General features: G+C 68.4%; 9 protein-coding genes. 2 read left to right on the top strand and 7 right to left on the bottom strand.

Features of this window, described 5'->3' with window-relative positions; all coding sequences use genetic code 11:
* Nucleotides 1-29: 29 nt before the first annotated feature.
* The 5 genes from Q8N19_RS07790 to Q8N19_RS07770 form a co-directional block, all read right to left on the bottom strand.
* On the bottom strand, nucleotides 30-818 hold the full coding sequence (locus tag Q8N19_RS07790) for a class I SAM-dependent methyltransferase (RefSeq protein ID WP_305589427.1): 789 nt from the start codon (nucleotides 816-818) through the stop codon (nucleotides 30-32).
* Nucleotides 819-3578, bottom strand: a complete 2760-nt coding sequence (secA, locus tag Q8N19_RS07785; protein WP_305589426.1) for a preprotein translocase subunit SecA — start codon at nucleotides 3576-3578, stop codon at nucleotides 819-821.
* Between the two features lie 178 nt (nucleotides 3579-3756).
* Nucleotides 3757-5505: an ATP-binding protein gene (locus tag Q8N19_RS07780; RefSeq protein ID WP_305589424.1), complete on the bottom strand. Its 1749-nt coding sequence runs from the start codon at nucleotides 5503-5505 to the stop codon at nucleotides 3757-3759.
* Between the two features lie 2 nt (nucleotides 5506-5507).
* Nucleotides 5508-6692 (bottom strand): FIST signal transduction protein, encoded by a 1185-nt coding sequence (locus Q8N19_RS07775; protein ID WP_305589422.1) that lies wholly within the window; start codon nucleotides 6690-6692, stop codon nucleotides 5508-5510.
* Nucleotides 6693-6840: 148 nt separating this feature from the next.
* Nucleotides 6841-8010: an acetyl-CoA C-acyltransferase gene (locus tag Q8N19_RS07770; protein WP_305589420.1), complete on the bottom strand. Its 1170-nt coding sequence runs from the start codon at nucleotides 8008-8010 to the stop codon at nucleotides 6841-6843.
* A 149-nt stretch (nucleotides 8011-8159) separates the two neighbouring features.
* Between Q8N19_RS07770 and Q8N19_RS07765 the strand changes: the two genes are divergently transcribed.
* Nucleotides 8160-9131, top strand: coding sequence for a peptidylprolyl isomerase (locus Q8N19_RS07765; protein ID WP_305589418.1), 972 nt, complete (start codon nucleotides 8160-8162; stop codon nucleotides 9129-9131).
* Complete coding sequence (gene argJ / locus Q8N19_RS07760) at nucleotides 9131-10576, top strand: bifunctional glutamate N-acetyltransferase/amino-acid acetyltransferase ArgJ (protein WP_371133811.1); 1446 nt, start codon at nucleotides 9131-9133, stop codon at nucleotides 10574-10576. The genes Q8N19_RS07765 and argJ overlap by 1 nt, the downstream gene beginning before the upstream one ends.
* Before the next feature lie 4 nt (nucleotides 10577-10580).
* Here argJ and Q8N19_RS07755 read toward each other — a convergent pair whose 3' ends face one another.
* Nucleotides 10581-13100 (bottom strand): HWE histidine kinase domain-containing protein, encoded by a 2520-nt coding sequence (locus Q8N19_RS07755; RefSeq protein WP_305589416.1) that lies wholly within the window; start codon nucleotides 13098-13100, stop codon nucleotides 10581-10583.
* 163 nt (nucleotides 13101-13263) lie between these two features.
* Nucleotides 13264-13815 (bottom strand): biliverdin-producing heme oxygenase, encoded by a 552-nt coding sequence (locus tag Q8N19_RS07750; RefSeq protein ID WP_305589414.1) that lies wholly within the window; start codon nucleotides 13813-13815, stop codon nucleotides 13264-13266.
* Between the last annotated feature and the right edge of the window lie 27 nt (nucleotides 13816-13842).

Raw genomic sequence — 13842 nt, 5'->3', positions numbered from 1 at the left:
GATGATGCAATCCCGGGGTCGCCGGCGCCTCAGCGGTGGAACAGCCGGCGCAGGAGGGGGCGGCGGTCGGGCGCTCCATCGGGGGTGACCTGGCTGGGCAGGGTTTTCCTGGAGACCAGCACCTCGATATAGGCCGCGCGGATGCCCTGGCTCAGATCATCGATGGTGTGGATGGTGGTCGACAGGCCGCTGGCGCGGTCGAGATAGTCGGCGATGTCGTAGCCCCAATCGACCGTCACCAGGGCGCCGTCGGGGTCCATGGGATTGCCGTGATATTCCGCAGGCGCGAGATGCTCCACCGAACCGTCCCGTCGCCGCCGGGCCCGCCGGACCGAGGGCTGTACGCCCCGCACGATCGGCACGGTGCAGATGTGGAAGCCGCCAGGCTTCAGGGTCCGGGCTATCTCGGCGATGGCCCGGTCCGGCGCGAACAGATGCTCGAACACGTCCTGGGTGATGACGACGTCGAAGCTGGCGTCGGCGAAGGTCTGGGCCTCCAGATCCTCGCTGCGATAGCCGTGAATGTGGGACTGTCCCCAGGGGGTGGCCGGATCATACTGGGTCGCCACATAGCCAGGGCACTGGGCCCGCAGCCGGTTGCTGGACACCGAGCAGCCTGAGCTCTCGTGAATGGCCAGGCTTCGCCAGTCAGGCGCCAGTTCGGCCAGCACCCGCATCAGCGCGCGTTCCCGCGGGATCGAGCCACAGCCTGAACACTTGAATCCGTCCCGGAGCCAGTGGTCGCTTGAGGCGAACACCACCTCGTCCTCACAGACGGGGCACCGGCCGGCGGACTCCAGAACCGGCGGGGACGTCACCTAGACCAGGGCCCCGTGGCAGTGCTTGAACTTCTTGCCCGAGCCGCAGGGGCAGGGCGCGTTGCGGCCGGTCTGCTCCCAGCCCGCGGGCAGGGACGAGAAGGGCAGGGCTTCGCGCTGGTCCCGGGCCATGCCGGACGGCAGGGCGCCGGCGGTGGCGGCGTTTTCGCCGGTGAGCGGATCGAGATGGACCTCCACCAGCCGTTCCGGCGGCGGCGGCGGCGCGGTCGGCTCCTGCTGGAGCACCACGGTCATCATCCACTTGGTGACGTTGTGGCGCAGGTCGGTCAGCAGCTTCTCGAACAGGGAGAAGGCCTCGGTCTTGTACTCGTTCAGCGGGTCGCGCTGGCCATAGCCGCGCAGGCCGATGACGTTGCGCAGGTGGTCGAGGTGCATCAGGTGCTCGCGCCACTGCAGGTCGATGGTCTGCAGCAGGAAGCTCTTTTCCAGCAGGCGCATGCGCTCGGGGCTCAGCAGGACCTCGCGCTCGGCGGTGCGGGCGTCGGCGGCCTCGGTGATCCGCTGATGGATCTCTTCGTTGGCGATGCCGTCCTCGGCCGCCCATTCCCGGATGGGAAGCTCCAGCCCGAGGATTTCGCGGACCCGCTCGTCCAGTCCGTCCACATCCCACTGCTCGGCATAGGCCTTGGGCGGCAGGTGGCGGTTGACCATGTCCTCGATGGTGTCGGCGCGCATCTCGGCGATGACGTCGGTGAGGTCGTCGGCCTCCATGAACTCCTGGCGCTGCTCGAAGACGGCCTTGCGCTGGTCGTTGACGACGTCGTCGTACTTCAGGAGGTTCTTGCGGATCTCGTAGTTGCGCTGCTCGACCTTCTTCTGGGCCGTGGCGATGGCCCCGTTCAGCCACTTGTGGGTGATGGCCTCGCCTTCCTGCACACCGAAGGTGCGCATGATGGAGTCCAGCCGGTCGCCGGCGAAGATGCGCAGCAGGTCGTCCTCGCAGGACAGGAAGAACTTGGAGCGGCCCGGGTCCCCCTGCCGGCCGGTCCGGCCCCGCAGCTGGTTGTCGATCCGGCGGCTCTCGTGGCGCTCGGTGCCCAGGACGTAGAGCCCGCCCGCAGCCAGGGCCTTTTCCTTCAGCTCGACGATCTCGGCCTCGATCTCCTGACGGCGAGCCGTATAGGCTTCGGCGTCCGGCTCGATGCCGAGGCCGCGCTGCTCGTCGCGCCAGCGCGACAGGCGCATGTCGATGCTGCCGCCCAGCTGGATGTCGGTGCCGCGGCCGGCCATGTTGGTGGCGATGGTCACCGCGCCGGGCACGCCGGCGTCGGCCACGATCAGGGCTTCCTGCTCGTGATAGCGGGCGTTGAGCACATTGTGCGGAATGCCGGTGCGGGTCTGGCCCTCATGCTCGAAGACGTGGGTCTTGAGCAGTTCCGACAGGAGCTCGGACTTCTCGATGGACACGGTGCCCACTAGGATCGGCTGGCCTCGCACGAAGCAGTCGGCGATCTGCTTGAGGATCGCCTGGTTTTTTTCGGCGCTGGTCCGATAGACCTCGTCGTCCTCGTCCACCCGGCTGACCGGCCGGTTGGTGGGGATCTCGACGACCTCCATCTTGTAGATGTCGCCGAACTCCTGGGCCTCGGTCGAGGCCGTGCCGGTCATGCCCGACAGCTTCTTGTAGAGGCGGAAATAGTTCTGGATCGTGACCGAGGCCAGGGTCTGGTTCTCGGGCTGAACCCGGGCGCCTTCCTTGGCTTCGATGGCCTGGTGCAGGCCCTCCGACAGTCGGCGGCCCTGCATCATGCGGCCGGTGAACTCGTCGATCAGGATCACCTCGCCGGCGCGGATGATGTAGTCCTTGTCGCGGGTGTAGAGGACATTGGCCCGCAGGGCCTGGTTCACGTGGTGGACCGCCGAGACGTTGGCCGGGTCATAGAGTCCGGCGGAATCCTCTTCCAGATGGCCGCTCTGCTCGAGCATCTCCTCGATGCGCTCGGAGCCAACCTCGGTCAGCAGCACCTGGCGCTGCTTCTCGTCGAGGTCGAAGTTCTCAGGATCCTTGATCAGCTCCTTCACCAGGACGTCGATGGTCTTGTAGAACTCGCTGCGGTCCTCGGTGGGACCGGAGATGATCAGCGGCGTGCGGGCTTCATCGATGAGGATGGAGTCCACCTCGTCGACGATCACGAAGTTATGGCCCCGCTGGACCATCTCCTCGGCCTCATAGACGAGGTTGTCGCGCAGATAGTCGAAGCCGAACTCGTTGTTGGTCCCGTAGGTGATGTCGGACTGGTAGGCGGCCTTCCGCTGGCCCTGGGACAGGCCGTGGACGATGACGCCGACGCTCATGCCGAGGAAGCGATAGATCTGCCCCATCCACTCGGCGTCGCGCTGGGCCAGATAGTCATTGACCGTGATGGCGTGGACGCCCTTGGCCTCCAGGGCGTTCAGATAGACGGGCAGGGTGGCCACCAGGGTCTTGCCCTCGCCGGTGCGCATCTCGGAGATGCCGCCCCGGTGAAGCACCATGCCGCCGACCATCTGCACGTCGAAATGGCGCAGGCCGATGGTGCGCTTGGACGCTTCGCGGACCACGGCGAAGGCTTCTTCCAGCAACTGGTCGAGGGTCTCGCCCTTGGCCAGGCGCGCCCGGAACTCCTCGGTCTTGCCGCGCAGCGCCTCGTCCGACAGCGCCTCCAGCTGGGGTTCGAGGGCGTTGATCTTGGCGACCCGGGCCTGGAAGGCCTTGACCTTGCGGTCGGGAGAGGAGCCGAAGAGCCGTTGGAAAAACATGTGCGGGGGCGTCCGAGAATGCGGTCGATGCGGGGTCGCGGGCGTTGCGCACGGCGCGCCGTCTGACCTTCGCCTGCCCGGAATCCCGCTCTTTGAGCGAGGCCGAGACTTAAGCAGCGGCCCCCCCAGTGTCAACGCGGGCGGTCGAGACTGGGCGCTTTCGGGCCCATTCCCCACATCAGATGGCCATGGAAAGCGCCGGAGGCTCCTGGTCGCCCGGCGCCAGGCCGATCATGGTCTGGATCAGCCGCTCTGGGACGATGGGCTTGGCCACATGCGCCGTGGCGCCGGCCGCCAGGGCCTCGGCCACATGGTGGGTCATGGCGTTGGCCGACAGGGCGATGATGGGAACCGGCGGCGCCTGGCTGACCCGTTCGCGGGCGCGGATTTCCCGGGTGGCGCTCAGGCCGTCCAGGACCGGCATCTGCAGGTCCATGAGGATGATGTCGAAACGGCCTGGAGCAAACGCGTCCAGGCCCTCCTGACCATTCTCTGCGAAGGTGACCTCAGCCGCGATCAACTCCAGCACCATGCCGACGATCCGGCGATTGTTGGGATTGTCCTCCACCACCAGCACCCGCAGACCCAAGTCCTGGTCCGGGGCCGGCGTCTTCTCGACCAGGGCCTCAGTCCCCTCCAGCCGGCGCACCCGCACGGTGGCCTCGAAGGTGGAGCCCTGGCCGGGGGTCGAGCGCCAGGTGATGGTCCCGCCCATCAACGCCGCCAGGGAGCGGGAGATGGTCAGCCCCAGGCCCGTGCCGCCATACTGCCGGGTGATGGAGTCGTCGCCCTGCTCAAAGCGGTTGAAGAGCCGCGCGCCGCGTTCAGGGGTGAATCCGCAGCCGGTGTCGCTGACCCGCAAGGTCACCTGCGTGACCTCATCCTCATCATCGGCCATGACCTCAAGTCTGACCTCGCCAGCCTCGGTGAACTTGACCGCATTGCTGAGCAGATTGGCCAGGATCTGGCGCACGCGCAGGCTGTCGCCTTCGAACAGGCCCGCCGCGTTGGGGCTGATCTCTGATGTGAACGCCAGACCCTTGGCGTCGGCCCGGGCGGCGAAGAGGTCGATCATGGCCGCGACGGCCTCGTCCAGCTGGAAGGGTTCGCGCTCGATCTCCAGATAGCCGGCCTCGATCTTGGCGAAGTCCAGCACGTCATTGAGCAGCCGTTCCAGCATCCGTCCCGACTGGGCGATCAGTTGGGCCATCTCGTGCTGTCGCGGGGCAAGTTCGGTCATGGCCAGCAGGTCGGCCACAGCGGTGACGCCATTCAGCGGGGTTCGGATCTCATGGCTCATATTGGCCAGAAAGCGGGACTTGGCCTCGCTCGCCTCAACGGCGGCCTGTCGGGCGATGTCGGCGGCCCGGGCGGCCTCGGCTAGGCGCCGTCGCTGGGCTGCGGCCAGGGTCTGAGAGACGACCAGGCTCAGGCGGGAGACGAGGGCCCCGTCCTTCGCCCCGTAGGCGCCAGCCGTGTGCGAGCAGAGGACCAGCAGCCCCGGACCTGTGGCCGCCAGGATCGGGGCATAGATGCCGCCGCCCGGAAGGGGGCTGAGCCCCTGGCAGTTTTGCCATTCCGGCACGCGGCGATTGTCCGGCGTGACGGCGGCGCGGCCGCTGTGGGCGACGCGGTTGAAGAAGCCGCTCCCGCGCCATCTGGCGCCGACGGCGGCAGGGTCGGTGGCGGCGGTGCAGACAAAATCCTCGCCATCGGGCTCAAGCACCAGGGCGAGGTGGAAAAGCAGGCTGCGGCTGAGCAGATCGAAGGCCCGCTGTTGCAGAACGGCGGGATCGTCTTCCCCCTGCAGCGCCTCGATGCCGCTCAGCACGAGGTCCTGCTCGCGCAGGCGTTCGCGCAGCGCCGCCTCGATCTGCTTGGCCGAGGTCAGGGCCTCGCGGAGCTGCTCAGGATCGAGATCGGACATGCTCAACCAAAGGCCAGGGCCGAGACCATCAGGTTGCCGTGCCGGTTGCAGCTGTCGACGATGGCGCCCTGCTCGCCGAAGGTGAAGGCGCCCAGGAAAGGCGCGCCGGGCATGGCGTGGCGGATCTGGTCGACCACCTCGTCCATCTGGTCGCGGACGTGCAGCATGCAGCCGCCGCAATAGATCACCAGTCCGCCCAGGCTGTCGCCGGCTTCCCAGCCGCCCATGGCGCAGGCGTCGTCCACCACCAGGCCGGCCCGCTTGACGAGGGAGTCGGGCGAACCGCGCATCATGTGCACCACGTCGCCCTCGCTGATGTCGGTGAACAGGGAGAGGTCGCCGCCGACGCCCAGCAGGGCCGGATGGGACAGCACGAACATCGGCACGCCCTGAACCTCGGCGGCGACGCGGCCCAGCGGGGTCGGCGTGCTCATGGCCAGGATGGGACCTGCGCCCTCAGCGCCAACTGCGCCTTCGGTCCAGCCGCCATAGACTTCGCCAGCGGGCTGATGGTCGATCTCCAGCACCTGGCGATCATGGGCCCGGGTCACGACGCCCGACAGGCCCGATGGCGTATAGCCGCTCTGGAAGGCGGCCCCGTGCCGGACGGTGGGAAACAGAACCGCCACGACCACGTGGTCCTCGAGAACGCCCTCTGTGGCGAACTGCCGCCAGGCCCCGGCGATGGCTTCGTCGGCGGAACTCCCGCCAATGATCGGCGTGTGCGCGCCGATCACCGACTGCACGCCAGCCAGCACCGCCTCCTCGCAGCCCGGGGGCTGGCAGCACCAGACCAGATTGGGGATTTCGAAGTCGCGGCCGGCGGCGGCCAGCGCCCGCTCCACCGCCAGGGCGCCGGCCGCCTCGGCGTCCCCGACCAGGGGCGCGGCGCCGACGCCATAGGCCCCGTCGCGGTCGATGACTCCCAGGGCGCCCACCGCCCCGTCGGGACCGCTATGGAAGCCCTGTTCGGTCATCACCCCGCCGCAGGAGGTGCCACCGACGATCTGGACGCCGGGCAGGTGAGCGCTCAGGGCCGCCACCAGGGCGGCCTCGGCGCGATGTTCTGTGGCGTAGAGGACGAGAAGCTGCGGCGCGCCGCCCAACTGGCGGTGCAGGTCGCGGGAGGTCTCGAAGGCGGCCTGCTCGGCGCAGTCGGCGAGACTGAAGGCGGTGGCGATCTTCATGACGCCCTTCCGAAGCTCAGATCGATCAAAGGACCGGCCGGGCGTTTTTGCGATCCGGACGACGCGAAGACGAGAGAACTAGCGCAAGAGCGGTAAAGGAAGTCCTCGGGGCGGAAGTGGCTCCGCCCCGAGGTTCAGTCCTTGGTCTTTAGTAGACTTCGAACAGGCCAGCAGCGCCCATGCCGCCGCCGATGCACATGGAGACCACGGCATACTTGGCGTTGCGGCGCTTGCCTTCCTGCAGGATGTGGCCGGCCAGACGGGCGCCGGTCATGCCGTAGGGGTGGCCGATGGCGATGGAGCCGCCATTGACGTTGTACTTTTCCGGGTCGATGCCCAGTTTGTCGCGGGAATAGAGGCACTGCGAGGCGAAGGCCTCGTTCAGCTCCCACAGGTCGATGTCGTCAATCTTCAGGCCATGACGCTCCAGCAGGCGCGGGATGGCGAAGACCGGGCCGATGCCCATTTCGTCAGGCTCGCAGCCGGCGACGACCCAGCCCTTGAAGGCGCCCATGGGGCTCAGACCGGCCTTTTCGGCGGCCTTGGAGTCCATGATCACCACGGCGGCGGCGCCATCCGACAGTTGGCTGGCGTTGCCGGCGGTGATGAACTTGCCTTCGCCACGGACGGGCTGCAGCTTGGCCAGGCCTTCCAGGTTGGTGTCGGGACGATTGCACTCGTCGCGATCGACCGTGTAGTCGACGACGGTCTCTTCCTTCGTCTCCTTGTTGACCTGCTTCATCTTGGTCTTCATCGGGACGATTTCGTCCTTGAACTTCTGCGCCTGCTGGGCCGCGGCCATGCGCTGCTGGGATTCCAGCGAGTACTGGTCCTGGGCTTCGCGGCTGACCTTGTAGCGCTCGGCCACGATGTCGGCGGTGTCGATCATCGGCATGAAGATGGCCGGATACTGCTGCACCAGGACCGGGTCGATGTTCTCGCGACCGCCGCCGCCGCCGGGCATCGACAGGGATTCCACGCCGCCGGCGACGACCGCATCGGCGCCGTCATTGCGCACATAGTTGGCCGCCGTGGCGATGGTGTTCAGACCCGAGGAGCAGAAGCGGTTGACCGTCGAACCCGAGGTGGTGATCGGCAGGCCGGCCAGCAGGGCCACCTGACGGCCCAGATTGCCTGCGCCATGGGCCACATTGCCCATAATGCAGTCTTCGATGGCCGCGGCATCGATTCCCGAGCGTTCGACCGCGTGTTTCACCGCGTGCGCGCCCATGCTCATGGTCGGGGTCATGTTGAAACCCCCACGGCCGGACTTGGCGAGCCCGGTGCGGGCATAGGAAACGATAACGGCTTCACGCATATGTAATTCTCCCGAATGAATACGATCCGGCCATCTGCTTGTGATGCGGACGCCGAGCTATGATCGCCGCAACCTTTGCATCCCGCGGGGGAAATGGCTAGGGACGGACTGCGCCTTCGGTCCTGTCCGGCGCTCCAGGGATGCTGCCCATGACCCGTGCAAAGCCTGTTCGTTTCGGCGGTCTGGCGGCCGTGCTCACCGCCGTCGGCTTGATCCTCGCCGCCTGCGGCGATCGCGGCGGCGATGAGCGCCCGCCGCAGCCTGGCGACGAGGCTGTGGCCCGGGTGGATGGCAAGACGGTCTGGGCCTCCGACGTCAAGCGCGAGGCCGTGGCCCAGGCCCTGATCGGCGAGGGCGAGCCCCTGGACATCTCCTCGGATCTGTTCCGCCGGGTTCTGGACGAGGTGATCGATCAGAAGCTGCTGGCCGCCGAGGCCCTGAACCGCAATCTGGACGAAGACCCGGTGGCGCAACGCCGGCTGGCCGCGGCCCGGGAGCGGATCCTGGGGGACATGCTCGTCGAGAGCGTCGTCTCCGACGCGGTCAATGAGAACGCCATTCGCGGCCTCTATCAGGAGCAGCTCAAGCTCGCCCGTCAGTCGGAAGAGATCCGCGCCCGTCAGATCCTGGTGGCGACCCTGGAGGAGGGCGAGGCGGTGAAGAGCCTGCTGTCCACCGGCGCCTCCTTTGAGGCCCTGGCCATGGAGCGCTCCACCGATGCGGCCACCCGCTTCAACGGCGGCGATCTCGGCTATTTCACCACCGACGTCATGCCCGAGGCCTATGAGGGCGCCCTGAAGGACGCGAAAGCCGGCCAGATCGTCGGCCCCTTCGAGGTCGAGGGCGGCTTCGCCGTGGTCCGCATCGAGGACCGGCGTCTGGAGGAGCCGATCACGCTCGAGGCGGCCCGGCCCCAGATCATCCGCTTCCTGACCTATGACCAGGTCCGCGATCTGCTGGAGAAGCTGCGCGGTCGCGCCAAGGTCGAGACCCTGATCGGCGCCGCCCAGGACGTGCCGGGCGCGCCGGTGGAGCCGGCCGACGCCGCCCCGCCCGCCAAGCCCGCGCCGGCGGCGGCTGCGCCCAAGGTCCCCGCCGCCAAGACGCCGGAGCCCAAGTGATGGCGCGGAAGTCCTCTGACAAGCCCAAGGCTCCCGCAAAGCCGGCGCCCAAGACCGCCGAGAGCGTCGGCGAGGCCATGGGCCAGAAGATCGAGCGCGCCCTCGACCCCCTGGCCAGCGCCCTGAAGCGCGCCGCCCTCAAGCGGGCCGACAAGGCCAGCCGCGCCCTGGACAGCGCGCCGGCCCCCGCGGCGAAGCCGGCCAAGGGCGCCCTGCCGGTGTCGCCCCTGGTCGTGCCGTTTCCGGCCATGCCGCCGGTGGCCGGGGTCCGCCTGGCGGTCGGCCGGGCCGGCTTCTACAAGCATGAGCGCGACGACCTGCTGCTGGTGAGCTTCGACCCGGGAACCACGGCGGCCGGGGTCTTCACGCGGCACAAGGTCGGCTCCGCCCCCGTGGACTGGTGCCAGAAGCAGCTGGCCGCCACCAAGGGGACCGAGGCCCGCGCCCTGGTGGTCAACGCCGGCTGCGCCAACGCCTTTACCGGCAAGCCCGGCGCCGACGCCGCCCGCCGGGTGGCCTCGGCGGTGGCCAAGCGGTTCGACTGCCGGCAGCGGGACGTGATGCTGGCGTCGACCGGGGTCATCGGCGTGCTGCTGGACGACGCCAAGATCACCCAGCGCCTGCCCGAGGTGGAGCAGAAGCTGTCGGCCAATGGCTGGGACGCCGCGGCCCGGGCGATCATGACCACCGACACCTTCCCCAAGGGGGCCACCGCCGAGGCGATGATCGACGGGGTCCCGGTCCGGATCTCGGGCATCTGCAAGGGTTCGGGCATGATCGCCCCGGACATGGCCACCATGCTGGCCTTCGTGGCCACCGATGCGGCCATCTCCGCTCCGGCCCTGCAGAGCCTGGTGAACCTCTATGTCCGCACGACCTTCAACTGCGTGACGGTGGACGGGGACACCTCGACCAACGACACCCTGCTGCTGTTCGCCACCGGCCAGTCCGGCGCGCCGAAGATCACCCGGGCCGGCGACAAGCGCCTGGCCGACTTCCGCGAAAAGCTGGAGGCGGTGCTGCTCGACCTCGCCCTGCAGCTGGTGCGGGACGGGGAGGGTGCGACCAAGTTCGTCAAGATCACCGTGGCCGGGGCCGAGAACCCGGTTTCGGCCCGCAGGATCGCCCGGTCGGTGGCTGAAAGCCCGCTGGTCAAGACGGCCTTCGCCGGCGAGGACGCCAACTGGGGCCGCATCGTCATGGCCGTGGGCAAGACCGACGAGCCGGTGAACCGCGACGAGCTGTCTGTGCGCTTCGGTGAGCACTGGGCCGCCCAGGACGGCCTGATCGCGCCCACCTATGACGAGGCCAAGATGAGCGCCTATATGAAGCGCCAGGAGCTCGAGGTGTTCATCGATGTCGGCGTGGGCAAGGCCAGCGCCAGCGTCTGGACCTGCGACCTGACCAAACAGTACATCGCCATCAACGGCGACTACCGGTCCTGAACGCTCAGGACCGGCGGGTCAGGGCCTCGCGCAGGGCCTTTTCCGAATAGGGCTTGCTGATGATCGGCACGCCGGACAGGTGGTCGGGCAGGTCAGCCTGATCGCCGAAGCCGGTGCCGAAGGCGAAGGGCACGCCATCGGCCAGCAGCCGGTCGGCCACCGGCAGACTGGTCTCCTCCCCCAGGTTGAGATCGAGGAAGGCGAAGTCCGGGCGGGCCGCTTCAAGGGCCTCAAGCGCGGCTGTGACCGTCGAGGCCAGGCTCACCTGGCCCGCACCGAGCTTGAGCAACACGCCCTCAAGGTCGAGGGCGATGATGATATTGTCTTCGACCACCAGCACATGCTCAGGCCCGGCCACCCGGCCGTCGGGCGCTGAGGCTGCTTCTGGATGGTCGGGCGCCGCGGCGGCCTCGACGACAAAGCGGCCGGGCACCCGCAGGGCCACTTGAAGACCCGCCGGATCGAAGACCACCTGGGCCTCGCCCCCCAGCTCGTGAGGGATGGAGCGCTCGATGATGGTGGAGCCGAAGCCCCGACGGGTGGGGACCCGCACCTCAGGTCCGCCGTCTTCCCGCCAGGTCAGGTCCAGGGAGCCCGAGGCGTCGGTGCGCCAGCTCACATGCACCTGGCCGCGGCTGTCGCACAGAGCGCCGTACTTGGCCGAATTGGTCACGAGTTCGTGGACCACCAGGGACAGTGTCGAAAAGGCCTGGGGCTCGATCAGCACCTCGGGCCCCGTCAGGATCAGCCGATCGGCCTTGGCGGCCAGATAGGCCTCGGCCTCTCCGCGGATCAGCTCGCGCAGGGCGCCGGGGCCCCAGTGCTGTTGGGTGATCTGGTCATGGGCCCTGGCCAGGGCCTGGACCCGGCCGGAGACCACATCGAAGAACTGCTGGACGTTGGTCGCGCCATCCCGGCTCTGGGAGATCAGCCCGCGGATCAGACCCAGAATGTTGCGAACCCGGTGGTTCAGCTCGGCGATCAGGATTTCCTGCCGGTGCTGCGCCTTGCCCCGCTCGGCGTGGGCGAGGTCGGTCAGACGCATCACCACTTCCAGCAGGGTCAGGCGCAGGCTGTCCACCGCCGCCAGCTCTGAGGCCGACCAGGGTTTGGACTGGCCTCGAACGGTTTCCTTCCAGGTCTCGAAACTCTGACGCGGCGTCAGGCGGGCGCCGAGCGGTCCGACGGTCACGGCCTTGTTGGGATCGCCGCCCCAGGCCACGTCACGGATAACCTCGGCCCGCTGGAAGATCAGATAGTCCCCCGGTTCCCGCGACAGGGGCACGGCGATGATCCCGGCGGCGTCGCGCCACCCCTCGGCCTCCGGCAGATGGGCGGCCAGATGGTGGGTGTGGAACACGCCCAGCGTCGGGTGGCCGTCCAGGAAGGCGACCAGGGTCCTGAGCCGGTCGGCGTCCAGGCCGCCCCCATGGCTGGCCGTCTGGCCGCCCATGTGGAGCGTCACCCCCTCGCAGCCCGCCAGGGCGCAGAGCTCGCCTAGGAACGGCTTCAGGCTCTCGGGACCTGACGCCGTGGCCACAGAGCTGACCAGCCGGTCATGCAGATTGCGCGCGCGCTCCACATGGCGGGCCTCGATCTCCTGCTCGCGGCTCTCCAGCATGTAGGAGAAGATCTGGCCAAACAGTTCGGCCGCCGTCCGCCGCTCATAGGACACATGATGCGGCCCATAGTGGTGGCAGGCGAACAGGCCCCACAGCTTGCCCTGGCGCAGAATGGAGATGGAGAGCGAGGCGCCCACCCCCATGTTGCGCAGGTATTCGATGTGGATCGGCGAAACGGCCCGAAGCATCGACATGGAGAGGTCCAGCGGGCCGCCGCTGGGGCCGAGCGCCGGTCGCACCTTGGGCGTCTCGGCGTCGATGTCGGCGATGATGCGCAGCCAGCTGCGCTCATAGAGGGCGCGGGCCTGCTGCGGAATGTCCGAGGCCGGATAGCGCTGGCCCAGGAAGGAGCCGATGCCCGGGCGCACGGATTCGGCGATCACCTCGCCGGCGCCGTCCTGGTCAAAGCGATAGACCATGACGCGGTCGAATTCAGTGAGCGCGCGGACCTGGCGGGCGGCCTCATGAACGATGTCCTCGATCGTCTTCCGCTCGGCGACCCGGTTGGCCATGGAACGGACCGCGGACGCCGCCTCCAGGGAGGAGTCGGTGCGGCTGGGCTCGGCCTCGATGACCAGCAGGTCGCCGGAATAGTGGACGGCCACGTCAAACGGCTCGCCGCCGGCTCGGAGCGGCAGGTTGAACACCCGCTCGACGGAGTCGGCGCCGCGCATGATCTGCAGGCGACCCCGGATCTCGTGCACCGCATGGCCGTCGAGCACATCAGTCAGCGATTGGCCGATCAGGTCCTCAGCCGCACAGCCCAGGAAGGCCTGAGCGTTGTCCGAGGCGTGCGCCACCATCCATTGCCCGGTCACCGCCAGCAGGAAGCCGAACGGCTGGATCTGGCCCAGCAGATGGATGGGCTCGCGGTCGCAATTCGTCAGGTCGACATCGGACAAGGCCGCGAACTCGATCTCATTTGCTGGGGGGCGGGAGACGCGAGGGCGGGCTGGCGTCGGCGGGGAGCTTCACCGCCCATGCAATAGCAAACGCGGCCGTGAGTCTGTCGGGTAGCGGACCATTGGGATCGGATTGCTGCGACCGGCCGCCGCAGGCCAGGGCCTACCGTACGGGCGCGGACTGACTCCTGAACGCAGTCTCGAACGCCCGGAAAACCTGGCGCGCGCCGTCGATGGCGGCCTCGGTCTCAGGCCCGGTCAGAACCTGGCCGTCGAGCCAGTCGAGAAAGCTGCGCCAGAAGGGTCGCCCGGCTCCATGGGCGAGATAGGCGTCAGGCGCTCCGGGCTGGGCCGACGCAAGGCGTCGACGCAGGACCGCGCCCCCCAGGCGTGAGCCTTCGAGAACATAGAGCGCGCCGAGACGGGTCGCGCGGTCTGGGAGAGTGAGGGTGGTGGCGGCCGGTGGCGGGGCGAGGCCCAGAGCCGCCAGATCGGCCGACAGGGCCGCCGTGCGCCGCCGCTCCAGCCATACGGGCGGCAGGTCTTCAGGCGGGGCTGAGTTCAGCGCGGCCTCGACGCCGGGCAGGACCTTGGCGTGGGCCGTAAGAAAGGCCTGATAGTCGGAGGCGCGGGTCAGGTCGAAGGCGCCGCCCAGCAGGTCGACACGGTCGTGGTCCTGGCGCGTCGCCGCGCGCAGGGTGGTTCGGAGAGTCATGCGGTCGTCGCGGGTCCTGTCGCTATC

It is taken from the genome of Phenylobacterium sp., from assembly GCF_030693405.1.
Taxonomy (GTDB): Bacteria; Pseudomonadota; Alphaproteobacteria; order Caulobacterales; family Caulobacteraceae; genus Phenylobacterium.
Note: the sequence above shows the minus strand (reverse complement) of the source record. Positions and strands in the feature narration are given on the sequence as shown.